Here is a 24505-nt window from a genome sequence, read left to right on the forward strand (position 1 = left end):
GCGCAACGGTCCCAAAACCTTGCGGTCGCTGCGCAACCGAGCGGGAGCAAGCTCCCTCGCCACAGGGGATGTGGTGGTCCTTACTTGCGGTAATGACTCGGCGCCACGCCCACTTCGCGGCGGAAGATCTGCGAGAAGTGACTGGCGCTGCCATACCCGACTTCCAGGCCGATATCGATGACGCTGCGCTCGGTTTCCATCAGCAATTGGCGGGCCCGGGTCATTCTCAGCTGGATGAAGTACTGCGAGGGTGAGCGGCCGGTGGCGCGCTTGAACTGGCGGCTGAAGTGGTACTCGCTCAGGTCAATGGCCTGGGCCAGGTCAGCGAGGCAGAAAGGTTCGGCCAGACGTTGCTCCATCAAGCCGATGACGCGCTTGAGCTTGAAGGCGGGCAGGGCGTTGCGGCCGGACATGTCCTCGGCCTCGGCATCGAGGTATTGCCGCGCCAAATGCACCGCCACACATTGCGCCACGCCCTGGATCAGCAAGGCACTGGGTTCACCGCGTCGGGTCAACTCTGCCCGAATCTGTTCGAGCAAGGCCGAAAGGGCTTCGTCCTGCCCGCCAGAGACTTCCCGCAACTGGATCGCGCCGCTGCCGCCGGCTTCGGCGATGGCGCGCTCCAGCAACGCCAGGCCCAAGTACACATGCATGACCACGAACGGCTCGCGGCTGGTCACGTGCCAGCGCATCTCATAGGGATCGGGGGACGCGGTCAGGAAAAAATCTGCGCGGCGCACCGTATTCGCCTCCCACTCGCCGTGGCCGGCGCGTTCCTCGACAATGGCCTCCCCGGATAACACCCAGACGAGCAGCGGTTCGGCCACCGCCGGCACGACGACGTGGGCTTCGCTGCGCTCACGGACAAAGATCTCCACCAGGATATCCTTGCTCGATACGCCGTCGGAAGTGGCCAGGCGTTCGCCGCGAATGTGCGCTTGCAGGCCGTTTGCCGATGTTCGTTCGGTGACTTCCATGCTTCGATGGCCTCGCTGAAACGGCCGCCAGGCTAGGCCGGGTCGGCGGCGGGACGGTGCTGGCGCAACAGTTCGATCTGCTGGGACGGGATCAACTCGCGCAACGCTTTATAGAGCGCGCGGGTTTCCAGCAGGTTCCAGATGCGCAGCATGGTTTCCAGCGCATCCAAGGGTTTGCTGATGAAATCCCGGGCACCGAGGGCCAGGGCCCGCAGGCGCGTGTCACGGGTCGCGTCGGCGGTGAGGACCAGGATCGGCAGGTAATCGTTGGCCGGGATGCGCCGGTTCAGTTGCTCTAGCACGGCAAAGCCGTCGAACGCCGGCATGTGCAGGTCGAGGATGACCAGGTCCGGCTCGAAGCTGTTGAACAGGTCCAGCGTGCGCAACGGTTCGGTGCTGCTCAGCACGTTGTGCAACCCTTCGCGGGCCAGCAGTTGCTCCATCAGGTCCAGGTTGGGGCGCTGATCGTCGACGATCAGAATGCGCAAGTCGCGATTCATGCGGGCTCCGGTAGATAGTGCTCAAGGTGGCCGAGAAAGGCCTGGATATGGATAGGTTTGGTCAGGATCGCCGTAGCCCCGGCGTCACGCAGGGCACGATGGGTCAGGTCGCTGGCATCGGCGGTGATCATCAGCACGGGCGTGGCCGCAGTGGCCGGGGACTGGCGCAGGCGCCGCAGAACTTCCAGGCCTTCAAGGTCCGGCAGGGTGACATCCAGCAGGATCAGTTGCGGGCTGTGCTGGCGGGCCAGGTCCAGGCCCATCTGGCCTTGCATGCTCGACAGTAACTGGATGCCGGGCCGACGCTGCATCAGGGTCTCGATCAATGCGAGGCTCGACAGGTTGTCTTCGATGCAGAGGATTTTGCCGTGATAGTCCACGGGGGCACGCGTCACGGCCAAGGCGGCGATGGGTGGCAAGTGCGTGCCGATCACCTGGGTGGCGGGCAGTTGCAGGGTAAAACAACAGCCGTGCCCGGGCTCACTGTGGACTTGCAGGTTGCCCTGCATCATCTCCAGCAGGTTCTTGCTCAAGGACAAGCCAAGGCCGGTGCCTTCGACCTGCGGATCGGCGCCCAGGCGTTCGAAGGGCTTGAACAGTTGGCCCAGTTGTTCCGGGGCGATGCCATGGCCGGTATCGTGGACGGCGATGCTCACCTGATGGGGCTGGACGCTCACTTCGATGCGCACCTCGCCGCCGGGCCGGTTGTACTTGATGGCGTTGGACAACAAATTGAGCAACACCTGTACCAGGCGCTGGCGGTCGGCAAGCACACCGCTGTCGTCGGGCAGTGCGGGCAGGTCGACCAAGTGGATCCCGGCGTCGGCGGCCATGGGTGAAACCAGCGTCAAGGCTTCGTGCAGCACGGTCGCCAGGGCGATCGGTTCGATGTTCAAGGGCAGGCGCCCGGCCTCGATCCGGGCGATGTCCAGCACCTCGTTGATCAACGCCAGCAAGTGCTGGCCGGCCCGCAGGATGTGGCTGACCTGGGGACGTTGACCGGCGGTGGAATCCATGTCCAGCAGTTGCGCGAAACCGAGGATGGCGTTCAAGGGCGTGCGCAGTTCGTGGCTCATGCGCGACAGGAACTCGCTCTTGGCCCGGCTGGCGCTTTCCGCTTCCTCGCGGGCGGTGCGCAGGGCGATTTCGGCGGCGCGTCGGTCGGTGATGTCGCGGGTGATCTTGGAAAAACCGCGCAATGCGCCCGTGCCGTCGTACTGGGCGGTGATGACCACGCTGGCCCAGAAGCGGCTGCCATCCTTGCGACAACGCCAGCCTTCTTCCATGTAGTGGCCGTCGCGGGTGGCTTCGCGCAGGGCCAAGTCCGGGTGCGCCGGGCATTCCTCGGGCAAGTAGAACAGGGAGAAGTGCTGGCCGAGGATTTCCTGCTCGGTGTAGCCCTTGATCCGCTGTGCGCCAGCGTTCCAGGTGGTGACGTAGCCTTGGGCATCCAGGGCGAAGATCCCGTAGTCCTTCACCCCGTCGATGATCAGCCGCAAGCGCTCTTCGTTATCGCGCAGGGCCCGCTCGCGTTCGGCGAGCAACTGCCCGGCCTCCACCAGGCGCGTGCCGAGCTGGCCGATTTCGTCCTGCTCCGGCGGTTGTGGCAACAACGGTTGGCCCAAGGCCAGGCGCTGGGCGTTGCCTTGCACCTGCTGGACCCGGGCGACGATGCCCTTGGACAGGAACAGCACCGCGACAATGGCCCCCAGCAGCCCGCACACCGCCGCCAGCAGCGTGGCGAACAACAGCCGCATGCGCGTGGCCGAGGCGGCGGCGCTGCGTTCGGCCAGCAGGCCATCCTCGCGTATGCGCATGGCGCTGATCTGCTCGCGCAGCACGTCCAACACCTGTTTGTTTTCGATCAGGATCGCGGTGATGGCCTCGGGGTCGTCGCGCTTGCCGTTGCGCAATGCGAGCAAACCGTCGAGCTTGTCGGCGATCAGCGGGGTGATGGTCTTGAGATGCTCGCGCATCCTGGCATCGCGAATGTTCTGGTCCAGGCGTTGCAACGCAGCCTGGATCAACGGCGTGGCCTGTTCGTAGCTGGGCAGGAAGTCTTCGCGCCGGGTCAGCAGGTAACCGCGTACGCTGGCCGCGGCCTCGGCCAGCAGGGTATGGACCGTCTGGATATCACCCTGGACCAGCAGCACCCGGCGCACGTCTTCTTCGGCCCGTGCGGTCTGGCGTTCGGTGATATAGATCAGCACCAACGACAGCAGCAAAACCACCAGGGGCAGGGAAATCACCACCAGGGCCTTGCCCCGCAACGGCAGGTCGGCCCAGCGGCGGGCGGCGAGAAACCTCATGGCCATTGCCCGGCGGGTTGTGCCACCAATCCGAGGGCCACGCCGCGCACGGCGGCCTGGGTCCGGTCGGCGGCGCCCAGCTTGCCGATGACGCGCTCGACATGGGCCTTGGCGGTGCCGGGTGCGATGCCCAGTTTTTCACCGATTTCACGATTGCTGAAACCGCTGGCCACCAACCCCAATACCTGGCGCTCGCGGGCGGTCAGGGCCTGGACCTGTGGGGCGTTACCGGCACCGCGCTCGGCCATGCGGCGCAGCAGGCGCGCGCTGACCGAGCTGTTCAGCGCCTCGTCGCCTTGGGCGACCCGCTTGAGGGCGTCGAGCACTTCATCGCGACTGGCGTCCTTGAGCAAGTAGCCGACCGCACCCGCACCAATGGCGGCTTCGAGGTGGTCGGGGCTGTCATCCATGGTGAAGATCACCACTTTGATCCCAGGCTGGCGCTGCTGCAGGATCCGCGCCGCGCCGAGGCCGTTGAGGACGGGCATGCGGATATCCAGGATCGCGATATCCGGCTGTAGCCGCTCGCACAGGTCGAGCGCCTCTTGACCGTCGCGGGCCTGGCCGACGACCTCGAATCCGGGGCTGTCGGCGAGCATGCTGATAAAACCGGTGCGGGTCACTTCGTGGTCATCGGCCAGCAGCAGGCGCAAAGGGCGGTTCATGGCTGTACTCCGGGGGACGGTAGCGGCACGCTGGCGAGCAAGCGGGTGCCACCACCGGGTTGGCTGCAACAGGCCAGATGGCCCCCCAGCAAGTTGGCGCGCTCCTGCATGGCGGCCAACCCCAGGTGGCAGCTGCCGTTGGTCTCGACGGGTTGTTCCAGGGCAAAGCCACGCCCATCGTCGTCCACTCGCAGGCACGCGTGGCCATCTTTCACCGCCAGCCCCAAGTGCACATGGCTGGCCTGGGCGTGCTTGAGGATGTTGTTGATACCCTCCTGGGCGATGCGAAACAGGGCGATCTCGGTGTTCCCCGGCAGGCGCGCGCTGCTGTGTTCGGCCCAGCTTACGCTCAGGCCCGCGTCGCGCAGGCGATCGGCTTCCTTGTCGACGGCTTTGTACAGGCCGAAATCATCCAGCACGTGAGGGCGCAGGCCCCCGATCAACTGCCGTCCCTCGCCGACGCAGCCCTGGGCCAGGTCGAGGATGGCCTGCAACTCGCTCGCCAGCGCCGGTGGCAGGGATGGACAACGACCGGCGAAACCCTGCAAACGCTGGTGCAACCCGGCCAGGTTTTGCGCCAGGCCGTCGTGCAGGTCGTAGGCCACGCGCTTGCGTTCGTCTTCCTGGGCGCTGAACAAGCGGTGGACCAACTCCGACATGGTCCGCTCGCGGGCTTGCAGGGCTTCGACCAGGCGACTGTTTTCCAGATGCGCCGCCAATAGCGTCGCCAGCAATTGCAGCGACTCGATGTCTTCGTTGTCTGGCGCGCCGAGGGCGACGCTGTTGCCCAGCAGCAAGGCCCCGAACGTCACGCCATCGGAGGTCCGCAATGGAATCCGCAGGACCTGGGGCAGGGTGCTGCCGGGGGATTCGAGCCAGTGCGGGCCGGGTGTCTGCGGCTGGGCCAGCTTGGCGAGCAGGTCGACGCGTTCCGCGCTGCCGTGGCTGGCGAGGGTGCGCAACGTGTTGTCCGGTGCCCACTCCAGCAGCAGGCCATGGTCCATCGCCATGAACGCGCACGCCCGTTGCAGTGCCCGCTGGCGCATGGCCGGCAGCGGCAACTGCATCAGTTCATGGCCGGTGCCCAGCAACAGCCCCAGGCGCGCCGCGCGGCTTTGCGACTGGCGATACTGACTGCGGATGGCCAGGGCACTGCCGGGATCATGGGGTGGGCTTTGCATGGGGAACTCCAGCGTGAAAAAGATCGGACGGTTCGCGGTGGCGCCATTAAAACGTGTCACCGGCAATGGGCCTATCTGCCGAATGGCATAGGCGATTGGCACCGGTTGGCCGATGGCGAAGGTGGGGAAGGCCGGCAAAGTGGGCTCATTGAAACCCAAAGGAGCCTTCTGATGAAAATGAAAACCTGTGCCATCGCTGCTTTTTTCCTGCTGACCGCGCCGCTTGTCCAGGCTGTCGAGGCCACACCCTACGTGTATCGCACCGTGGCCGAACAGCCCAAGAACGTAAATGATCGGGAAATCGCCGCACTGTTCGACCGCTGGAACGCCGCGCTGCAAACCGGTAGCGCCACCGCCGTGACCGGTCTCTATGCCCCGGATGCGATTTTGCAACCGACAGTTTCCAACAAGGTGCGCAATACGCCGGCGCTGATCCAGGATTACTTCGAGCACTTCCTGGCGGGCAAGCCGGTGGGGCAAATCAACTACCGCGAGATCCGTCACCTGGGGCCTGACGCGGCGATGGACAGCGGTGTCTATACCTTCACCCTGACCCAGGCCGATGGTTCCAAGCGCGAAGTCCAGGCGCGCTACACCTTCCTTTACGAGCGCCTCGATGGCCAGTGGAAGATCATCAACCACCACTCTTCGGCCATGCCGGAAGTGCCGAAGACGTTGCATGCCAGTCACTGATGGCACTGCTTGCAAAGCCCGGGCTGTGGGACACAACTGTGGGAGCGAGCTTGCTCGCGATGGCGGCAGACCAAACGGCATTGAAGCAAGCTGACCCACCGCTATCGCGAGCAAGCTCGCTCCCACAATGTAGTGTCTCTGAGTTTCCTCCTGTGGTGAGGAAGGCGTAGCAGCCCCGTCAATCACCTTTTAGACACACTTTGCATAAACAACTTGGATTCATGCGCGAACATTAATTAGAATCAGTCTCATTTAAGACCTTGCGCAGGCTTCTGGACATGTGTGATGCAGTTACGCCGACGGAGCAATCCCTCCATGCGTTGTACCGTGACCACGGGAGTTGGCTGGAAGGCTGGTTGCGACGGCGCATGGGCAATGCTTGGGATGCGGCGGACCTGCGCCAGGATACCTTCCTGCGGGTGCTTTCCAGTGCCCAGCCATTGGCTGACCTGCAAGAACCCCGGGCTTACCTGCTGACTGTCGGCAAGCGCCTGCTGAGCAACTTCTACACCCGACGCAATCTGGAGCAGGCGTACCTCGACGCGTTGGCGAACCTGCCTGAAGCTTGCGCGCCGTCGCCGGAACAGCGTTGGCTGCTGCTGGAAACCCTGCAAGCCCTGGACGAATTGCTCGATGGCCTGCCGCCCTTGGTGCGGCGGGCTTTTTTATGGAGTCAGTTCGAAGGCCTGGGTTATCGCGAGATCGCCGAGCGCTTGCAAGTCTCCGAGCGCACCGTGAAGCGCTACATGGCCCAGGCCTACGAGCATTGCCTGTTGGTGGACTTCTGATGTCGTCGACGCCATCGCCCGAGGCCCGTGAAGCGGCACGGGCGGCTGCCCGCTGGTTGACCCTGATGGAATTCGACGGCGACGCGTTCGACTCGGCGGCCCTGCAACGCTGGCGCGACAGCAGCGCTCACCACGAGGCGGCCTGGCAGAAGGCCCAGCGATTGCGCCAGCGCTTTGCCGGGGTGCCAGCCTCCCTGGGCATGGCCACCCTGGACCGTCCGGCGCTGGCCCGGCGCGCGGTGCTCAAGCGTGCATTGGGCGTCGCTGCATTGGTCCCGGCTGCCTGGCTGTTGGGGCGAGAGCTGCCGTTGGAGGTCTGGCGCGCCGACTTGCACACCGCCACGGGGGAGCAACGACGCTGGACGCTGGTCGATGGCAGTGCGCTGCAACTGAACACCGACAGCGCCGTCGACCTGGATCTCAACGCTCGGCGCCTGGTGTTGGTGCGCGGGGAGATGGCCCTCAAGCTCGCCGGGAGCACGCCGCTGTCCGTCGAGTCACCCTATGGGCTCATCACACTCAATCGTGGCGAAGTCTGCCTGCACTTGGGTGAGGGAGACTGCCGGGTGTCGGTGCTCAGCGGCTCGGCGCAACTGCAACCCTTGCGCGGGCCTTCGCTGAGCTTGGAAGAGGGCCAGCAGGTCAACTTCCAGGCATCAGGCGCGGGGCCGGTGCGGGCGTTCGATGTGGCCCAGCTGGGTTGGCGTGACGGGGTACTGGTTGCGCAGGACCAGCCGCTGGGGCATTTCCTGCGGGAGCTGGACCGTTATCGTCCTGGCGTTTTGCGCTGGGACGAAACCCTGGAATCGCTGCGAATCACTGGCAGCTTCCGCCTGGACAACACTGATCGAATCCTCACGCTGCTTGCCGCCAGCCTGCCGTTGGACGTGCACATGCGTACTCGTTACTGGGTGACGTTGACGCCGCGCAAAAAACTGGCCTGAGGTCGGTATGCAATAAAGACGAGTAGTCATACCCCTGTGGCGAGGGAGCTTGCTCCCGCTGGCTTGCGCAGCAACCCCAAACCAGCCCCCGTGGTGTGTCAGGTTGATGTTATTCGCTTCATTTTGGGGGCGCTTCGCACCCCAGCGGGAGCAAGCTCCCTCGCCACAGATGGGGGTGGCTTTGCACGTTTCGCCAGGAATCGAGCCTGAGCCCTGTCCCCTTTTTTTGTCTCGCTTGTCATTCAAGGCAACTGAACAAAAACGAGAGCGCTTTCCAATGTCCGCAGTTGTTCCTTTGCGTTTGCGCCCGGCCTTTGCCGGCTGGCGTCCGCTGTTGAACCTGAGCCTCATGCTGAGCCTGGGTGCCAGCCCTTTTTTCATCTCATCGAGCCACGCCGAAGAAGCCGCCCGGCGCAGTTACCAGGTGCCGGCCGGCAGCCTCAGCGCGGCGTTGACCCGGTTTGCCGGGCTGGCCGGGGTCAACCTCTCGGTGGACCCAGCCTTGGTGAGCGGGCGCAACAGCGCCGGGCTCTCGGGGGAGTTTGGTGTGGAAGAGGGGTTTGCCCGGCTGTTGCGAGGCTCGGGCCTGCAATTGCAGCCGGTGGGGGAGCAGGCGTACATCCTGATGCCAGCGCCGGAAGGCGGCAGCCTGCAGTTGGCGCCCACTTCTATTTTCGGCGCAACGGCATCGACGGACAGTCCGGTGTATGCCGGCGGCCAGGTGGCACGGCGCGGTTCCCAAGGCTTGCTGGGCTCGCGGGATTTCATGGAAACGCCGTTCAGCATGACCACCTACACCAGCACTACGGTCAAGAACCAGCAGGCGCGAACCCTGGGCGACCTGATCGCCAGCGACCCCTCGGTCCGCGCCACCAACCCGGCGGGCGGACGCTACGAGCAGTTCACCATTCGTGGGTTCAGCCTGTTCAACAGCGATGTCGCCTACAACGGCCTCTACGGCATCCTGCCGACTTACACCATCGATATGGAGATGGCCGAACGCGTCGATATCCTCAAGGGTCCGAGCCAGCTCATCAACGGTGTCTCGCCGCGGGGCAGCGTGGGGGGCGGGATCAACGTGGTGCCCAAGCGCGCCACCGACAAGCCCATCACCTCCTTCACCGGCAGCTACGCCTCCAATAACCAGTTGGGCGGGGCGGTGGATGTCGGTCGGCGCTTTGGTGAAGAGGACAAGTTTGGTATCCGCTTCAACGGCGTGAAGCAGGAGGGCGACACCGAATGGGATCACCAGAGCGTGGACCGCGAGATGGCGGTGCTGGGCCTGGATTTTCGCGGGGAACGCCTGCGACTGTCGACCGACATTGGCCACACCGAGCGTAACACCGACGCGCCCCAGGAACGTGTGCAGGTTGCCGACGTCGCGCCAGTGCCGCATGCCAGCGATGTAGATCGTAACTACGCGCAGCCTTGGAGCAAGGCGCGTACCAAAGATACCTTCGGCGCGGTGAATGCCGAATTCGATGTCAACGACTCCGTCATGCTGTACGGCGGTGTGGGGGCGCGCAAAAGCAATCATGAGTTCCTTCGGCATGCCGTTTCGGTCCTCAATGAGGCTGGAGATTTTCGCGTCCAACCCCGAGATTTCACCCGCGACGAGAATGTCCGCACGGCCAATGCTGGGGCGCGAAACTGGTTTCATACGGGCCCGGTAAGCCATGAGGTCAACCTGGCCGCCAGCTATTTCTACATGGACTTCACCAACGGCGGCGCTCGCTATGGTCAGTCCAACAGCAATCTGTATGATCCAGTGGAAACACCGACTCCGAGTGTAATCACCCGGCCTGATCCCAAGGTCTATACCGAGAACCACTTCAGTGGAGTGGCGTTATCGGACACATTGGGCTTCTTCGATGACCGACTGCTGCTGACCCTTGGTGTCCGCTGGCAGCGAGTCGAAGTTGACGACTGGTCGAACGGCGTCAAAGGCCGTACTGCCTACGACGAAGAAAAGGTTTCCCCGTCGGGCGGCATCCTGTTCAAGGCGACGGACAAGCTGTCGCTGTATGCCAACTACATGGAAGGCCTGAGCCAGGGCAAGATCGCGCCATCGACATCGGTGAACGAGGATCAGATTTTCCCACCGTTCATCAGCCGTCAGGTCGAGGTGGGCGCCAAGTACGACGCCGGCCCGTTCGCCGTCACCGCCGCGGTATTCCGGATCAAGCAACCGGCCTACGCGACCGACGCCACGACTCGCGTCTTCGGCCCCAACGGCAAGCGCGAAAACACCGGCGTGGAGTTGAGCGTGTTCGGCGAACCGCTCAAGGGCACCCGCTTGCTCGGCGGTGTGATGTTCATCGACAGCGAACTGACCGACACCACCAATGGTGCCTTCGATGGCAACCGCGCGCCGGCCACGCCCAAGTACAACGTCAACCTCGGTGCCGAATGGGACGTGCCGACTGTCCAGGGCCTGACATTGACCAGCCGTGGCATCTACTCCAGCGCGCAGTACCTGGACCAGTCCAACACCAAGGAAATCGATGCCTGGACGCGTTTCGACGTGGGCGCTCGCTACGGCTTCAAGATCGACGAGAAGAACATCACCCTGCGGGCCAACATCGAAAACGTGGCCGACAAGCGCTATTGGAGTTCGGCCGGTGCGTCGGATGACAGTGAGCCTGGGCTGACGCTGTCGACTCCGCGCACCTACCTGCTGTCCGCGACGGTGGATTTCTAAGTCGACGTGCCGCTCCAGGGAGGGAGCTGCCCAGATTCAGGTATCGCGAAACAGGTCGTGGGCATCCAGCAGTCGCCAGGCGATCTCGGGGCGTTTTTCCAGGCCGCGGCGGATGGCGGCGGGAATCGACTGGCGGATCTTGCGACACAGGCCGGGCTGGTCCTGGAATTCGATGGCGATGCCGCGCATGGTCCGCACTTCGTTGTAGCCGGGCTCGACGCTCAAGCGGATACCCAGGTTCTCGTACAAGCGTTGTTGCAGGCGCTGGAGTTCATCGAGGCTCTGGATGTTCTCCAGGCGTTCGAGCAGGCGTTTTTCTTCCTGGCGGTTCAGGCAAAGGATGCGCAGGTCGCTGCCGGGCGCTTGCAGCAACGCATCACGCCCGCAATCGCAGACGCCGGGCGGGCAGGGGGGACGGATCGGGATCGACGCGGTCATGGGCTCCACAAGAAAATGCTGCACAACGAAACAGCGGGCTTATCGCCGACCCAGGCAATGTGATGCCTGGCGGCATGTGGGTCAAGCCTGTTGGAGGGGCCACTGGTCTGGCGCTGCTGTGCACTCCACAGTTTCACTGTGGGGGCGAGCTTGCTCGCGATAGCGGTGGGTCAGCTTGCAGGGATGTTGAATGTTCCACCGCCATCGCGAGCAAGCTCGCTCCCACATTTGAATTTCCGTGAACACAAAATGCTGTGCTCGACATGGATTCTCTGTGGGAGCGAGCTTGCTCGCGATAGCGGTGGTTCAGTTGGCGAAAATGCCAGCAAATTACAACCCCAACTCAGACAACCCCGGATGATCATCCGGCCGGCGGCCCAGGGGCCAATGGAACTTGCGCTCGCTTTCCTTGATCGGCATGTCGTTGATGCAAGCGTAGCGGTTGGACATCAGGCCTTGCTCGTTGAACTCCCAGTTTTCGTTGCCGTAGGAACGGAACCAGTTGCCCGAGTCGTCGTGCCATTCATAGGCGTAGCGCACGGCGATGCGGTTATCGGTGAAGGCCCAGAGCTCCTTGATCAGCCGATAATCCAACTCCTTGGCCCACTTGCGGGTCAGGAATGCCTTGGCTTCTTCGCGGTTATGGGCGAATTCGGCGCGGTTGCGCCATTGGGTATCCAGTGTGTAGGCCAGGGATACTTTTTGTGGGTCGCGAGCGTTCCAGCCATCTTCGGCCAGGCGAACTTTCTCGATCGCCGATTCACGGGTGAACGGCGGCAACGGCGGACGAACTTCAGAAGAGGCAGGCATGGCGGATCTCCAGTGAGGTGATGAATTGCACAGGGCTTAACGGGTCAGGCGTGTAACAACTTTTTCAGCATGTCCTGGGCATGATCAGCCGCGCTGTGGTCGCCCATGACCAGCGCCACGGTAATCGCGCCATCGATCAAGATCAGCAGTTGGCGGGCCAGGGTAGCCGGGCGCTCGACACCTTGTTCGACACACAGCCGGGTCACGTAGTCGAGCAACTTCTGTTTGTGCATCTTCGCCACCTGGCGGACCGGATCTTGCGGATCACCGGTTTCGCCGCTGGTATTGATGAAGGCACAGCCGCGAAAACCGTCGCTGTCGAACCAGCCCTTGAGCACGATGAACAGGTTGAGCAGCCGTGCGGTGGGGGTGGGCGCCTTGTCCACCTCGGTGCTGAACCATTGCATCCAGCGCTCGTCCCGTCGCTTGAGGGCGGCCACGATCAGGTCGTCCTTGTTGGCGAAGTAGCGATAGACACTTTTCCTGGAGACGCCGGCGGTTTTCACCAGAAGGTCCATGCCGGTGGCAGCGATGCCACTTCTATAGATCAACTTTTCGGCGACATCGAGGATGATGTCTCGTGTTTCATTACCAGTGATATCGTTCATGGATTGAAAGTAGAATGATCGTTCTCCTTGGTCAAGTCTTTTTTTCTTGACGACAGGAAGACCCGAACCCATCCATGGTGTAAGCTCATCCGTTCTTCGGAATCGACCTTTTGCGAGCCCTATGCCGTCGCTCTTCAAACGCTCCCTGCTGCCCAAGCTGCGCAGCTTTGCACTGACCGCCGACGCGGTGACCATCCTCGATGGCGCTGCTCAATTCCGCCGTTGCCTGCTGGAGAAAATCGCCCAGGCCACCCAGCGCATCTACATCGTCGCCCTGTACCTGCAACAGGACGAGGCCGGCCAGGAAATCCTCGATGCCCTGCATGCCGCCAAAGCGGCGCGTCCGGAACTGGACGTGGTCGTGGTGGTGGACTGGCTGCGGGCCCAGCGCGGGCTGATCGGCGCCAAGAAGCAGCCGGGCAACTCGGCGTGGTACCAGGAGCAGACCCGCACCCATGCCAGCGAAGTGCCGATCTACGGCGTGCCGGTGCAGACCCGCGAGCTGTTCGGCGTGCTGCATTTGAAAGGTTTCGTGATCGATGACTGCGTGCTGTACAGCGGCGCCAGCCTGAACAACGTCTACCTGCACAAGTTCGACAAGTACCGCTACGACCGCTATCACCTGTTGCAGAACACGGCATTGGCCGATTCGATGCACCACTTGGTGCAGCATGGCCTGGTCACTTCCCGGGCCGTGCATCGCCTGGACCTGCCGAACCTGCCCAGCACCCGCAGTTTGCGCAAGGACATCGGTGACCTGCGCAGTCGCTTGAAGTACGCGACCTATGACACCAGCGCCGGCAGCCTCGACAAAAGCGGCCTGTCAGTGAGCCCATTGCTGGGCGTGGGCAAGAACAATCCCCTGAGCCGGGTGATCGGTGAACTGATCGCCAGCAGCCGCCAGCAACTGACGATCTGTACCCCGTATTTCAACCTGCCCCTGGCCGTGACCCGGGAGCTCAACCGCGCCCTGGCCCGCGGGGTCAAGATCGACATCATCGTCGGTGACAAGACCGCCAACGACTTCTACATTCCGCCAAGCGAGCCGTTCAAGATCATCGCGGCGCTGCCCTACCTCTACGAAATCAGCCTGCGCCGCTTCGCCAAGCGGCATCAGCGGGCGATCGACAGCGGTCAATTGAACCTGCACTTGTGGCGCGACGGGGACAACACCTATCACCTCAAGGGCATGTGGGTCGACGAGTGCTACACCTTGCTGACCGGCAACAACCTCAACCCCCGGGCCTTTCGCCTGGACCTGGAAAACGCGCTGTTGCTGGACGACCCCAAGGGCGAGCTGCTGGCGCCGCGCCAGGCCGAACTCGAGCAGATCTACCGCCACACCCAGCGGATAGAGCGTTACTTGGACCTGGAAACCCTGCCGGACTACCCCGAGGCCGTGGCCAGGTTCCTGAAGCGGGTCAGCCGGGTGCGGATCGAACGGCTGCTCTACCGGATCCTGTGAACATCCGCGCCATGTCGGAAAAAGACACCATTTCCATCCAGTTGGTACGTGAGGCGCTGCTGCAAAGCTGTGCCCCTGGAGCCGCTACCGATGAGGTCCTGAGCAAGGTCGGCATAGCCCCGGCGCTGCTCGACGATCCCCAGGGGCGGGTCCCGGCCCATGCCTATGCGCGGCTCTGGCGTTTACTGGCCCGGCGGTTGGATGACGAGTTTTTCGGCATGGACCCGCGCAAGCTCAAGTCCGGCAGCCTGGCGTTTCTCTGCCAGTGCGCCATGGCCCAGCCCACGCTGGCGACGGGTTTGACGGCGGGGCTAGGTTTTCTGTCGCTGATGCTCGAACACCTGCCGGCCCAATGGGTGCGCCAGCAAAGCCTGGCGGAGATCGTGCTGCTGGAAGATGACCAGGCGCCGCGCCGGGCCTTTACGTATTTCACGTACTGGATGATCGTCCATGGCGTGGCCTGTTGGCTGGCCGGGCGGCGTATTCCCATTCTGTCCGTCGAACTGCGCTGCCCGGCGCCGGATTTCTGCGACGACTACCGCGTGATGTTTTCCCAGAACCTGCGCTTTGACCGGCCACGCACGCGGATGATTTTCGCCGCCGAATGCCTCGACCTGCCTATCCGACGCAACGCCGATGAGCTCAAGCGCTTCCTGGCCCAGGCCCCGGCCAACATCCTGGTCAAATACCGCAACCCGCAAAGCCTGGCCAGCCGCATCCGCCACGACCTGCGGCAACTGCCCGCCGACCAGTGGCCGGAAACCGAGGCCCTGGCCCAGCAGTTGTGTGTGTCCGCCTCGACCCTGCGTCGACGCCTGGCGGAAGAGGGCCAGACTTACCAAGGCCTCAAGGACAGCGTGCGCAAGGACCTGGCGATCACCTGGCTGGCCGAGCCCTCCATCAGCTTCGTCGAAATTGCCTCGCGCCTGGGTTTCGCCGATGCCAGTTCCTTCTACAAGGCGTTTCGCAAATGGTCCGGGTCCAACCCGGGGCATTATCGCAGCCTGATTCTCAACGAGAGCGACTGACCTATTGCCGGGTCGCGCCGGATCCTGTGGGAGCGAGCCTGCTCGCGATAGGGCCATTACAGGCAACACATCCCTCCAACCATGGCCAAACCAGTCAAGCAACTTGATGGCTTTGACCATTGCCGCCACCGCCCTTCGGCGCGAGTATTTACCCGCTCTTCACGGTTCCCCCACCCAATAAAAAGTACAGAGGGATTCTGGTCATGCGCGATTATTCGTCCGCCACGTCGCAGTTCGATTACCTGCACACCGTCAACGCCGCATTGCACGGCTCGCTCGAGGCGCTCAATGCCTGCGTCGAGTGTTGCGACCGGCATGCGCTGCCGGGGCGCATCGCCTTGTTCTGGGAGGGCCGTGACGGCAGCGAGGCCACCTGGACTTACCGCGACCTGCAGGACAACGCCGCGCGGTTCGCCAATTTCCTGCGCGCCCAAGGCGTCGGCAAGGGTGACAAAGTGGCCGGCCTGCTGCCGCGCACCGCTGAACTGCTGATCGTGGTCCTCGCCACCTGGCGTATCGGCGCGGTGTATCAACCGTTGTTCACTGCGTTCGGACCCAAGGCCATCGAGCACCGACTCGGCAGCTCAGGGGCGCGCATTGTCGTCACGGATGCCGTCAACCGTCCCAAGCTCAACGAAGTCGCCGGTTGCCCCACCGTCGTGACGGTCGGCGGCGAAAAGGGCCAGGGCATCGTGCGTGGCGACTACAGTTTCTGGGCCGAAGTGGCGAACCAATCCAACCAGTGCGAACCGCTGATGCTCACCGGTGAAGACCCGTTCCTGCTGATGTTTACCTCCGGCACCACGGGCCCTGCCAAGGCGCTGTCGGTGCCGCTCAAGGCCATCGTGGCGTTCCAGAGTTACACCCGTGACGCGGTGGACCTGCGTCCTGAAGACGCTTTCTGGAACGTCGCCGACCCGGGGTGGGCCTACGGCATCTATTTTGGCGTGACCGGACCGCTGGCCATGGGGCATCCGATCACCTTCTACGATGGCCCGTTCACCCTCGAAAGCACCTGCCGGATCATCAACAAATACGGCATCACCAACCTGACCGGCTCGCCCACGGCCTATCGCTTGTTGATCGCCGGCGGTGAGCAGTTCGCCCGCTCGATCAAGGGCAAGCTGCGCATCGTCAGCAGCGCCGGCGAGCCGTTGAACCCCGAGGTGATCCGGTGGTTTGCCGACAACCTTAACGTGGTGATCCATGACCATTACGGCCAGACCGAACTGGGCATGGTGCTGTGCAATCACCATGGGCTGGAACATCCCGTTCACCTGGGCGCGGCCGGTTTCGCCTCGCCGGGCCATCGCATCGTCGTGCTGGATGAAAACCAGCGCGAACTGGGCGTGGGCCAGCCGGGCATTCTCGCGGTGGACCGCAGCCAGTCGCCCATGTGCTGGTTCGCCGGTTACGAAGGCGGACCGACCAAGGCCTTCGTCGGCGATTACTACCTCAGTGGCGACACCGTGGAGCTGAACCCGGACGGCAGCATCAGCTTTGTCGGCCGCAGCGACGACGTGATCACTACCTCCGGTTACCGGGTCGGTCCGTTCGATGTGGAAAGCGCGCTGATCGAACACCCAGCCGTCGTGGAAGCGGCGGTAATCGGCAAGCCGGACCCGGAGCGTACCGAGTTGGTGAAGGCCTTCGTGGTGCTCAGCACCCAATACCGCGCCTCACCGGAGCTGGCCGAGGAGCTGCGCCTGCACGTGCGCCAGCGCCTGGCGGCCCATGCCTATCCCCGTGAAATCGAATTTGTCAGCGACTTGCCGAAAACCCCAAGCGGCAAGTTGCAGCGCTTTATCTTGCGCAACCAGGAAATCGCCAAGGTTCAAGAGACTTTGGCGCAGAACGTTTCAGCTTGAATCCAAGGAAACCATGATGCAGATCGACAACAAGATTTTCCTCGTCAGCGGCGGTGCTTCCGGCCTCGGCGCGGCCACCGGTGAAATGCTGGTCAAGGCCGGCGCCCAGGTGATGCTGGTGGACCTCAACGCCGACGCCGTAGCCGCCCAGGCGCAAAAACTGGGTTGCCAGAGCGTGGTGGCCGATATCAGCAACGAGGCGGCGGCTGAAGCGGCGGTCAAGGCCACGGTCGATGCGTTCGGTGGTCTGAATGGCTTGGTGAATTGCGCCGGTATCGTGCGCGGCGAAAAGATCCTCGGCAAGAACGGCCCCCACGCACTGGCCAGCTTCAGCCAAGTGATCAATGTCAACCTGATCGGTAGCTTCAACCTGCTGCGCCTGGCCGCCGCGGCCATTGCCGAAACCGAAGCCAACGCGGACGGCGAGCGCGGGGTGATCATCAATACGGCCTCGGTGGCGGCCTTCGACGGGCAGATCGGTCAGGCGGCTTATGCGGCCTCCAAAGGCGCCATCGCCAGCCTGACGTTGCCGGCCGCTCGTGAGTTGGCGCGCTTCGGTATTCGGGTAATGACCATCGCGCCGGGGATCTTCGAAACCCCGATGATGGCCGGCATGACCCCGGAAGTGCGCGATTCCCTGGCCGCCGGCGTGCCGTTCCCACCGCGCCTGGGCAAACCTTCCGAGTACGCGGCGCTGGTCAGGCATATCATTGAAAACAGCATGCTCAACGGCGAGGTGATCCGTCTCGACGGCGCCTTGCGTATGGCAGCCAAATAAGTCAGGAGGATTCATGATGTCCAGCGATCCTATTGTTATTGTCAGTGCCGTCCGCACCCCCATGGGCGGTTTCCAGGGCGAGCTGAAAAGCCTCACCGCGCCACAACTGGGTGCCGCCGCCATCAAGGCCGCCGTGGAGCGTGCCGGCGTCGCGCCGGGCGCGGTTGAAGAGGTGCTGTTCGGTTGTGTGCTCGCCGCCGGCCAAGGCCAAGCCCCGGCGCGTCAGGCCGCGCTGGGCGCCGGGCTCGACAAGTCGACCCGCTGCACCACGCTCAACAAGATGTGCGGTTCGGGCATGGAAGCGGCGATCCTGGCCCATGACATGCTCATCGCCGGCAGTGCCGAGGTGGTGGTGGCCGGTGGCATGGAGAGCATGTCCAACGCGCCGTACCTGCTGGACCGTGCCCGCGGTGGCTACCGCATGGGCCATGGCCGGGTGCTTGACCACATGTTCCTCGACGGCCTGGAAGACGCCTACGACAAAGGTCGGTTGATGGGGACCTTCGCCGAAGATTGCGCCGAGGCCAACGGTTTGAGTCGCGAGGCCCAGGACGCCTTCGCCATTGCTTCCACGACCCGCGCCCAGCAGGCGATCAAGGACGGCAGTTTCGACGCCGAGATCGTGCCGTTGCAAGTCATGGTCGGTAAGGAACAAGTGACCATTCGCCACGACGAACAACCGCCGAAAGCGCGGATCGATAAGATCGCCTCGCTCAAGCCGGCGTTCCGCGAGGGCGGCACGGTGACGGCAGCCAACGCCAGTTCCATTTCCGATGGCGCCGCCGCCCTGGTGCTGATGCGCCAAAGCCAGGCAGCCGAGCGTGGTCTCAAGCCGTTGGCGGTGATCCACGGTCACGCGGCGTTCGCCGATACCCCGAGCCTGTTTCCCACTGCGCCGATTGGTGCCGTGAAGAAATTGATGCAAAAGACCGGATGGTCGCTGGATCAAGTCGATCTGTTTGAAGTCAACGAAGCCTTCGCCGTGGTGGGGCTGGTGACCATGGCCAAGCTGGAAATCGCCCATGACAAGGTCAACGTCCACGGCGGTGCCTGTGCGTTGGGCCACCCGATTGGCGCGTCTGGTGCACGGATCCTGGTGACGCTGCTGTCGGCCCTGCGCCAGAAAGGCTTGAAGCGCGGCGTCGCGGCGATCTGCATCGGCGGCGGCGAAGCCACGGCCATGGCCGTCGAATGCCTGTATTAAGGAATCATCATGCTCCCGACTGAAGAACAGACCCAAATCCGTGACATGGCCCGGCAGTTCGCCGAGGAGCGGCTGAAACCGTTCGCCGCCGAATGGGACCGTGAGCACCGTTTCCCCCGGGAAGCCATCGGTGAAATGGCCGAACTGGGCTTTTTCGGCATGCTGGTGCCGGAGCAGTGGGGCGGTTGTGACACTGGTTACCTGGCCTATGCCATGACCCTGGAGGAAATCGCCGCCGGCGATGGCGCATGCTCGACCATCATGAGCGTGCACAATTCGGTGGGCTGCGTGCCGATCCTCAAGTTCGGCACCGATGAGCAGAAGGCGAAATTCCTCACGCCCCTGGCCAGCGGCGCGATGCTGGGCGCGTTCGCTCTGACCGAGCCCCAGGCCGGGTCGGACGCCAGCAGCCTCAAGACTCGGGCGCGGCTGGAGGGTGATCATTACGTGCTCAACGGTTGCAAGCAGTTCATCACCTCCGGGCAGAACGCTGGGGTGGTGATCGTGTTCGCGGTGACCGATCCGAGCGCCGGCAAGCGGGGCATCAGTGCCTTCATCGTGCCGACCGATTCGCCGGGCTACAGCGTGGCGCGGGTGGAAGATAAACTCGGCCAGCACGCGTCCGACACCTGCCAGATCCTGTTCGAGGATGTGAAGGTGCCGGTGGGCAATCGCCTGGGTGAGGAGGGCGAGGGCTACAAGATTGCCCTGGCCAACCTGGAAGGCGGCCGGGTGGGCATCGCGGCGCAAGCGATGGGCATGGCCCGCGCCGCGTTCGAAGCGGCCCGGGACTATGCGCGGGAACGCTCCAGTTTCGGCAAGCCGATCATCGAGCATCAGGCCGTGGCGTTCCGCTTGGCGGACATGGCGACCCAGATCGCGGTGGCCCGGCAAATGGTGCATTACGCCGCCGCCCTGCGGGACAACGGCCAGCCAGCGTTGGTGGAAGCGTCCATGGCCAAGCTGTTCGCCTCGGAAATGGCCGAGAAGGTCTGCTCCATGGCGTTGCAGACGCTGGGCGGTTACGGTTACCTCAATGATTTCCCGCTGGAGCGTATCTACCGCGACGTGCGGGTCTGCCAGATCTATGAAGGCACCAGCGACATTCAGCGCATGGTCATTTCGCGCAATCTGTAGGAGCTGCCGCAGGCTGCGATCTTTTGATCTTGGTCTTTTCGTTCAGGAACCAATTGGCAGGAAAAGATCGCAGCCTTCGGCAGCTCCTACAGGGCATCGAGCCAAATACAACGCTTAACAGGAGTCCCGCATGAGCTACGAAACGATTTTATTGGAGATCAAGGACCGCGTCGGCCTGATCACCCTCAACCGTCCCCAGGCCTTGAACGCCTTGAATGCGCAGATCGTCAGCGAGCTGAACCAGGCCCTGGACAGCCTGGAGTCGGATCCGAAGATTGGCTGCATCGTGCTGACCGGCTCGAAAAAGGCCTTCGCCGCCGGGGCCGACATCAAGGAAATGGCTGAGCTGACGTACCCGCAAATCTACCTGGACGACCTGTTCAGCGACAGCGACCGTGTGGCCAACCGCCGCAAGCCGATCATCGCCGCGGTGAACGGTTTTGCCTTGGGCGGGGGCTGCGAGCTGGCGTTGATGTGTGATTTCATTCTGGCCGGGGACAACGCCAAGTTCGGCCAGCCGGAAATTAACCTCGGCGTACTGCCGGGCATGGGCGGCACCCAGCGCCTGACCCGTGCGGTGGGCAAGGCCAAGGCCATGGAAATGTGCCTGACCGGGCGTTTCATCGACGCGGTGGAAGCAGAGCGTTGCGGCATTGTCGCGCGGATCGTACCGGCCGATGAACTGCTGGACGATGCGCTGAAAACTGCAGCGTTGATCGCCTCCAAGTCGGTGCCCATTAGCATGATGGTCAAGGAAAGCGTCAACCGCGCCTTTGAAGTCAGCCTGTCCGAAGGCGTGCGTTTCGAGCGCCGGGTATTCCATGCGGCGTTTGCGACGCAGGACCAGAAGGAAGGCATGGCGGCCTTCGTGGCCAAGCGTGCGGCGGAGTTTCAGGACAAGTAATGCGGCGTTGCTGTTGACGCTATCGCGAGCAGGCTCGCTCCCACAGTGGAACGGGGTGTACGCAGTATTTGCGTACGCCGCTGAACCTGTGGGAGCTGGGCTTGCCCGCGATAGCGGCGGAACATTCGGTATTGTTGTGACAGATGCATCGCTTTCGCGAGCAGGCTCGCTCCCACAGTGGATCGGGGGTGTGCGCAGCCTTTGTGTACGCCGCTGAACCTTGTGGGAGCGAGCTTGCTCGCGATGCTTTTCCTGCCGCTACACCAGGTAGTGTTTCAGTTCCCGGGCGATGACCATTCGCTGTATCTCGCTCGACCCTTCGTAGATCTGGGTAATCCGCGCATCGCGGTAGTAGCGTTCTACCGGATAATCCTCGAGATACCCGTACCCGCCATGAATCTGTATGGCCGAGGAGCAGACCTTTTCGGCCATTTCCGAGGCGAACAGCTTGGCCTGGGAGGCTTCCGACAGGCACGGCTTGCCGGCGCTGCGCAGCCGGGCAGCATGGAGGATGAGCAGGCGGGTGGCGTTGATGCGGGTGTGCATGTCGGCCAGCAGGTTGGCGATGCTCTGGTGCTCGATGATCGGCTTGTCGAACTGGACACGATCGCGGGCGTAGGCCAGCGCCGCTTCAAACGCTGCGCGGGCGATGCCCAGGGCTTGCGCCGCGATGCCGATGCGGCCGCCTTCCAGGTTGGACAGGGCAATGGCCAAGCCCTTGCCACGCGCGCCCAGCAGGTTGGCCTCGGGGATGGTGCAGTTGTTCAAGGTAACCGCACAGGTGTCTGAGGCGCGGATGCCCATTTTGTGTTCGGTGCGATCAACGATGAACCCCGGCGTATCGGTGGGCACCAGGAACGCCGAAATACCTTTTTTGCCCAGCTCCGGATCGGTCACGGCAAACACAATCGCCAGTTTCGCCCGCTTGCCGTTGCTGACGAACTGCTTGGCGCCATTGATCACCCACTGGCCATCGCGCAGTTCGGCCCGGGTGCGCAGGTTATGGGCTTCGGAACCGGCCTGGGGCTCGGTCAGGCAGAAGCAGCCAATGGCCTGGCCACTGGCGAGCTCCGCCAGCCACGTCTGCTTCTGTTCATCGGTGCCGAAATTCAGCACCGGCCCGCAACCCACCGAGTTGTGGATGCTCATCAGCGCCCCGGTGGCACCGTCGCCCGCGGAGATTTCCTCCACCGCCAGGGCATAGGCCACGTAGTCGACATAAGTGCCGCCCCATTCTTCCGGCACCACCATCCCCAACAGGCCCAGTTCGCCCATCTTCGCCACCAGGCCGTCGTCGATCCAGCCGGCTTTTTCCCAGGCCTGGGCATGGGGGGCGATTTCACCACGGGCGAAGTCCCGGGCCATGTCGCGGATCATCACTTGTTCTTCGGTCAGTTCGAGGTCGTGCATGGCTCAGTTCCCGTGGTCGTCGAAGCCGTCGAAGAAACTCGCCACATGGTCGGCGTCCAGCGCCTCCAGGGTCGGCGGGTTCCAGCGCGGGTGCTTGTCTTTGTCGATCAGCAAGGCGCGCACGCCTTCGATCAGGTCTCCGCGTTCGAACCATTGCCGGTCCAGGTGCAGCTCCAGGGCAAAACAGTCTTCCAGGCTCAAATGCCGGCCGCGCCGCAGCATTTGCAAGGTCACGGCCATGGCCAGGGGCGAGCGGCTGTCCAGCAGGTCGGCGGTCTTCACCGCCCATTCATGGCTGTTGGCGACGGTGACCTGGCGCAACTGCTCGACCATGCTCGGTACGTCGGGCAGGGCAAAGAAATGGTCGATGGCTGGGCGCAAGTCGGCCAGGGGCGGGGCAGGGAGCTGTTGCTGGCCGAGTTTGGCCAGTAGGCTTTGCAGATCCTTGAGCGGCGTGTCGTGCCATTCCAACCGATCGAGACGCTCGTCCAGTTGCTTGAGCTTGCGGCTGTCGAGGTACCAGTCGGCGAGCCCGCAGTACAACGCGTCGGCGGCGCGGATCTGTACGCCGCTGACCCCCAGGTAGATCCCCAGCTCACCGGGAATGCGCGGCAGGAAATAACTGCCGCCGACGTCGGGGAAATAACCGATGGCGACTTCTGGCATGCCCAGGCGACTGCGTTCGGTCACGACCCGCAGGTCGGCGCCTTGCACCAGGCCCATGCCGCCGCCCAGCACGAAGCCGTCCATCAAGGCGAGGATTGGTTTGCGGTAGTGGTGGATCGTCAGGTCGAGGGCGTATTCCTCGACGAAGAAATCTTCATGCAGGGTATCGCCTTGTTTGTGACTGTCGTAGAGCGAGCGGATATCACCGCCGGCGCAGAACGCTTTGTCACCGGCGCCACGCAGTACCACGGCACGGATCTGTGGATCGAGTGCCCACGTATCGAGTTGTTGTTGCAAGCTGCGCACCATGCCCAGGGTCAGGGCATTGAGGCCGGCGGGGCGGTTCAGGGTCAAGTGGCCAACGTGATTGCGAACGTCGACCAGCACCTCATGGGCCACGGCTTCGATGGTTTCCGCAGCTTGGGATGAAACCTGAGCTGTCATCGCTAACTCCCTGCTTTTATTGTTTTTTATGAATTGTGTCGCGCGTACCCGATCAGGATCGTACCAGTGCAAATTTGCCTTGCACAACCGGGATACGTGCAGGTCCTGTCTGCATATTTATAGCAGCCACAGGCTCAACCGCGACTTGAAAGGACCTCCGTGATGCTGCGGCGCTTGGCATTTCGCTCGCTGACGTGGATGAGTTGTTCCAGATCTTCCGGGGTGACGTCGAAGAATGCCTCCATTTCCGCCAGGGCCAGTTTCAGGTCTTCGGCGGTGATGGCCTGGCGGTCGACGGGAGGGTGGTCAGCCGGTATGACGGCCACCGGTTCGCTGGCGCGCTTGGGATAGCGCACCCGCGTCAGGTTGTTGTAGGCCAGGGCAAAGATGAGCAACCCGGAGCCGGCCAACATGGCCGCGCCAACCGCCTGCCAGTCCAGGGCAACGATAGATGGATCCGCCAGCACCAACGTCGCCGCCAGGGCACCGGCCGGCGGGTGCAGGCAACGCAGCCAGCACATCAGCACCAGTGCCATGCCGGCCGCCAGGCAGGCGCTGCCCAGCGTACGCCCCAATACATGGGCCACCAGCAGCGCCACGACCGACGCACACAGGTAACCGCCGACAATCGACCACGGCTGGGCGAGGGCACCCGATGACACGGCAAACAACAGCACGGCCGAAGCACCGAGGGGGCCGATCAGGTGTTGTGCCACCTCCAGGCCAAAGACCTGGCCACATAGCCAGACACTGAACAGGGTCCCCAATGCCATGCCGATGGCGGCGCGGCTCCATTCGGTGGGACGGGTATTGATAGCGGCGGGGATCCAGCGAGAAAGCATTAAGCGAAAATCCAAAAAACGAACAAAAAAAGGGGCTTACGGGGAGATCCCAGAAAGCCCTTTAAGTGTTCCAACAGTTGGGGGAGGAACGGTGCACAGTGTGCCGGTCACAACCCTCGCTTACAAATTCATATTAATGCTGCTT

Annotated in this window: 22 protein-coding genes; 11 read left to right on the top strand and 11 right to left on the bottom strand. The window is 63.2% G+C overall.

The window, feature by feature from the left end; translation table 11 throughout:
* Positions 1-80 precede the first annotated feature (80 nt).
* Genes ACIPQ1_RS06450 through ACIPQ1_RS06470 form a run of 5 tightly spaced genes read right to left on the bottom strand, consistent with a single transcriptional unit; the run spans position 81 to position 5632 of the window.
* Positions 81-977, bottom strand: coding sequence for a helix-turn-helix domain-containing protein (locus ACIPQ1_RS06450; RefSeq protein WP_446533775.1), 897 nt, complete (start codon positions 975-977; stop codon positions 81-83).
* 32 nt (positions 978-1009) lie between these two features.
* On the bottom strand, positions 1010-1477 hold the full coding sequence (locus ACIPQ1_RS06455; RefSeq protein ID WP_053187808.1) for a response regulator: 468 nt from the start codon (positions 1475-1477) through the stop codon (positions 1010-1012).
* Positions 1474-3786, bottom strand: coding sequence for an ATP-binding protein (locus tag ACIPQ1_RS06460; RefSeq protein ID WP_411384621.1), 2313 nt, complete (start codon positions 3784-3786; stop codon positions 1474-1476). Before ACIPQ1_RS06460 ends, ACIPQ1_RS06455 begins: the two co-directional genes overlap by 4 nt.
* Positions 3783-4451 carry a response regulator gene (locus tag ACIPQ1_RS06465; RefSeq protein WP_411384622.1) on the bottom strand — a complete coding sequence of 223 codons (669 nt, stop codon included), beginning with the start codon at positions 4449-4451 and terminating at the stop codon, positions 3783-3785. Before ACIPQ1_RS06465 ends, ACIPQ1_RS06460 begins: the two co-directional genes overlap by 4 nt.
* A complete protein-coding gene (locus tag ACIPQ1_RS06470; RefSeq protein ID WP_446533915.1) occupies positions 4448-5632 on the bottom strand; it encodes a sensor histidine kinase in 1185 nt (394 codons plus the stop codon). The genes ACIPQ1_RS06465 and ACIPQ1_RS06470 overlap by 4 nt, the downstream gene beginning before the upstream one ends.
* Positions 5633-5803: 171 nt before the next feature.
* On the opposite strand from ACIPQ1_RS06470, the gene ACIPQ1_RS06475 reads away from it, so the two are divergent.
* The 4 genes from ACIPQ1_RS06475 (at position 5804) to ACIPQ1_RS06490 (ending at position 10758) form a co-directional block, all read left to right on the top strand.
* On the top strand, positions 5804-6325 hold the full coding sequence (locus ACIPQ1_RS06475) for an SgcJ/EcaC family oxidoreductase (protein ID WP_186706812.1): 522 nt from the start codon (positions 5804-5806) through the stop codon (positions 6323-6325).
* Positions 6326-6603: 278 nt separating this feature from the next.
* Positions 6604-7113, top strand: coding sequence for a sigma-70 family RNA polymerase sigma factor (locus ACIPQ1_RS06480; RefSeq protein WP_446533776.1), 510 nt, complete (start codon positions 6604-6606; stop codon positions 7111-7113).
* Positions 7113-8057 carry a FecR domain-containing protein gene (locus ACIPQ1_RS06485; protein ID WP_250963749.1) on the top strand — a complete coding sequence of 315 codons (945 nt, stop codon included), beginning with the start codon at positions 7113-7115 and terminating at the stop codon, positions 8055-8057. The genes ACIPQ1_RS06480 and ACIPQ1_RS06485 overlap by 1 nt, the downstream gene beginning before the upstream one ends.
* Before the next feature lie 277 nt (positions 8058-8334).
* The gene (locus ACIPQ1_RS06490) at positions 8335-10758 is read left to right on the top strand and encodes a TonB-dependent siderophore receptor (protein WP_446533777.1); all 2424 of its coding nucleotides are present in this window, start codon (positions 8335-8337) and stop codon (positions 10756-10758) included.
* 36 nt (positions 10759-10794) lie between these two features.
* On the opposite strand, the gene ACIPQ1_RS06495 is transcribed toward ACIPQ1_RS06490, so the two are convergent.
* From ACIPQ1_RS06495 to ACIPQ1_RS06505, 3 genes are all read right to left on the bottom strand, one after another.
* Positions 10795-11196, bottom strand: a complete 402-nt coding sequence (locus ACIPQ1_RS06495) for a hypothetical protein (protein ID WP_411384625.1) — start codon at positions 11194-11196, stop codon at positions 10795-10797.
* 330 nt (positions 11197-11526) lie between these two features.
* Positions 11527-12006 carry a nuclear transport factor 2 family protein gene (locus ACIPQ1_RS06500; RefSeq protein WP_411384626.1) on the bottom strand — a complete coding sequence of 160 codons (480 nt, stop codon included), beginning with the start codon at positions 12004-12006 and terminating at the stop codon, positions 11527-11529.
* Between the two features lie 44 nt (positions 12007-12050).
* Positions 12051-12614: a TetR/AcrR family transcriptional regulator gene (locus ACIPQ1_RS06505; protein WP_446533778.1), complete on the bottom strand. Its 564-nt coding sequence runs from the start codon at positions 12612-12614 to the stop codon at positions 12051-12053.
* Between the two features lie 121 nt (positions 12615-12735).
* Here ACIPQ1_RS06505 and pssA point away from each other — a divergent pair, with 121 nt between their 5' ends.
* The 7 genes from pssA (at position 12736) to ACIPQ1_RS06540 (ending at position 20998) form a co-directional block, all read left to right on the top strand.
* Positions 12736-14079: a CDP-diacylglycerol--serine O-phosphatidyltransferase gene (gene pssA, locus ACIPQ1_RS06510; RefSeq protein WP_446533779.1), complete on the top strand. Its 1344-nt coding sequence runs from the start codon at positions 12736-12738 to the stop codon at positions 14077-14079.
* Positions 14080-14090: 11 nt separating this feature from the next.
* Positions 14091-15107, top strand: coding sequence for an AraC family transcriptional regulator (locus tag ACIPQ1_RS06515; protein ID WP_411384628.1), 1017 nt, complete (start codon positions 14091-14093; stop codon positions 15105-15107).
* Between the two features lie 203 nt (positions 15108-15310).
* Positions 15311-16975, top strand: a complete 1665-nt coding sequence (locus tag ACIPQ1_RS06520; RefSeq protein WP_411384629.1) for an AMP-binding protein — start codon at positions 15311-15313, stop codon at positions 16973-16975.
* Positions 16976-16991: 16 nt separating this feature from the next.
* Positions 16992-17753, top strand: a complete 762-nt coding sequence (locus ACIPQ1_RS06525) for an SDR family NAD(P)-dependent oxidoreductase (RefSeq protein ID WP_186705581.1) — start codon at positions 16992-16994, stop codon at positions 17751-17753.
* A 16-nt stretch (positions 17754-17769) separates the two neighbouring features.
* On the top strand, positions 17770-18957 hold the full coding sequence (locus tag ACIPQ1_RS06530; RefSeq protein ID WP_411384630.1) for an acetyl-CoA C-acyltransferase: 1188 nt from the start codon (positions 17770-17772) through the stop codon (positions 18955-18957).
* A gap of 9 nt (positions 18958-18966) precedes the next feature.
* On the top strand, positions 18967-20094 hold the full coding sequence (locus tag ACIPQ1_RS06535; RefSeq protein ID WP_446533780.1) for an acyl-CoA dehydrogenase: 1128 nt from the start codon (positions 18967-18969) through the stop codon (positions 20092-20094).
* Positions 20095-20224: 130 nt separating this feature from the next.
* Entirely contained in the window at positions 20225-20998 is a 774-nt protein-coding gene (locus ACIPQ1_RS06540; RefSeq protein ID WP_446533781.1) for an enoyl-CoA hydratase, read from the top strand.
* Positions 20999-21256: 258 nt separating this feature from the next.
* On the opposite strand, the gene ACIPQ1_RS06545 is transcribed toward ACIPQ1_RS06540, so the two are convergent.
* The 3 genes from ACIPQ1_RS06545 to ACIPQ1_RS06555 all read right to left on the bottom strand — a co-directional run bounded on the left by ACIPQ1_RS06545 (position 21257) and on the right by ACIPQ1_RS06555 (position 24360).
* The gene (locus ACIPQ1_RS06545) at positions 21257-22408 is read right to left on the bottom strand and encodes an acyl-CoA dehydrogenase family protein (RefSeq protein ID WP_411384632.1); all 1152 of its coding nucleotides are present in this window, start codon (positions 22406-22408) and stop codon (positions 21257-21259) included.
* A gap of 3 nt (positions 22409-22411) precedes the next feature.
* On the bottom strand, positions 22412-23518 hold the full coding sequence (locus tag ACIPQ1_RS06550; protein WP_446533782.1) for an enoyl-CoA hydratase/isomerase family protein: 1107 nt from the start codon (positions 23516-23518) through the stop codon (positions 22412-22414).
* Between the two features lie 134 nt (positions 23519-23652).
* Positions 23653-24360 carry an HPP family protein gene (locus tag ACIPQ1_RS06555; protein ID WP_250963735.1) on the bottom strand — a complete coding sequence of 236 codons (708 nt, stop codon included), beginning with the start codon at positions 24358-24360 and terminating at the stop codon, positions 23653-23655.
* Positions 24361-24505: the final 145 nt, after the last annotated feature.

The sequence above is a fragment of the Pseudomonas sp. LARHCG127 genome (genome assembly GCF_052871455.1).

Bases quoted from the DNA above. Each gene is read 5' to 3' on its own strand.
- ACIPQ1_RS06495 (WP_411384625.1), bottom strand. From the start codon at position 11,196: ATGACCGCGTCGATCCCGATCCGTCCCCCCTGCCCGCCCGGCGTCTGC.
- ACIPQ1_RS06480 (WP_446533776.1), top strand. From the start codon at position 6,604: ATGTGTGATGCAGTTACGCCGACGGAGCAATCCCTCCATGCGTTGTAC.
- ACIPQ1_RS06535 (WP_446533780.1), top strand. From the start codon at position 18,967: ATGCTCCCGACTGAAGAACAGACCCAAATCCGTGACATGGCCCGGCAG.
- ACIPQ1_RS06455 (WP_053187808.1), bottom strand. From the start codon at position 1,477: ATGAATCGCGACTTGCGCATTCTGATCGTCGACGATCAGCGCCCCAAC.
- ACIPQ1_RS06450 (WP_446533775.1), bottom strand. From the start codon at position 977: ATGGAAGTCACCGAACGAACATCGGCAAACGGCCTGCAAGCGCACATT.
- ACIPQ1_RS06550 (WP_446533782.1), bottom strand. From the start codon at position 23,518: ATGACAGCTCAGGTTTCATCCCAAGCTGCGGAAACCATCGAAGCCGTG.
- ACIPQ1_RS06525 (WP_186705581.1), top strand. From the start codon at position 16,992: ATGCAGATCGACAACAAGATTTTCCTCGTCAGCGGCGGTGCTTCCGGC.
- pssA (WP_446533779.1), top strand. From the start codon at position 12,736: ATGCCGTCGCTCTTCAAACGCTCCCTGCTGCCCAAGCTGCGCAGCTTT.
- ACIPQ1_RS06515 (WP_411384628.1), top strand. From the start codon at position 14,091: ATGTCGGAAAAAGACACCATTTCCATCCAGTTGGTACGTGAGGCGCTG.
- ACIPQ1_RS06490 (WP_446533777.1), top strand. From the start codon at position 8,335: ATGTCCGCAGTTGTTCCTTTGCGTTTGCGCCCGGCCTTTGCCGGCTGG.
- ACIPQ1_RS06500 (WP_411384626.1), bottom strand. From the start codon at position 12,006: ATGCCTGCCTCTTCTGAAGTTCGTCCGCCGTTGCCGCCGTTCACCCGT.
- ACIPQ1_RS06470 (WP_446533915.1), bottom strand. From the start codon at position 5,632: ATGCAAAGCCCACCCCATGATCCCGGCAGTGCCCTGGCCATCCGCAGT.
- ACIPQ1_RS06465 (WP_411384622.1), bottom strand. From the start codon at position 4,451: ATGAACCGCCCTTTGCGCCTGCTGCTGGCCGATGACCACGAAGTGACC.
- ACIPQ1_RS06540 (WP_446533781.1), top strand. From the start codon at position 20,225: ATGAGCTACGAAACGATTTTATTGGAGATCAAGGACCGCGTCGGCCTG.
- ACIPQ1_RS06545 (WP_411384632.1), bottom strand. From the start codon at position 22,408: ATGCACGACCTCGAACTGACCGAAGAACAAGTGATGATCCGCGACATG.
- ACIPQ1_RS06505 (WP_446533778.1), bottom strand. From the start codon at position 12,614: ATGAACGATATCACTGGTAATGAAACACGAGACATCATCCTCGATGTC.
- ACIPQ1_RS06530 (WP_411384630.1), top strand. From the start codon at position 17,770: ATGTCCAGCGATCCTATTGTTATTGTCAGTGCCGTCCGCACCCCCATG.
- ACIPQ1_RS06520 (WP_411384629.1), top strand. From the start codon at position 15,311: ATGCGCGATTATTCGTCCGCCACGTCGCAGTTCGATTACCTGCACACC.
- ACIPQ1_RS06485 (WP_250963749.1), top strand. From the start codon at position 7,113: ATGTCGTCGACGCCATCGCCCGAGGCCCGTGAAGCGGCACGGGCGGCT.
- ACIPQ1_RS06555 (WP_250963735.1), bottom strand. From the start codon at position 24,360: ATGCTTTCTCGCTGGATCCCCGCCGCTATCAATACCCGTCCCACCGAA.
- ACIPQ1_RS06460 (WP_411384621.1), bottom strand. From the start codon at position 3,786: ATGAGGTTTCTCGCCGCCCGCCGCTGGGCCGACCTGCCGTTGCGGGGC.
- ACIPQ1_RS06475 (WP_186706812.1), top strand. From the start codon at position 5,804: ATGAAAATGAAAACCTGTGCCATCGCTGCTTTTTTCCTGCTGACCGCG.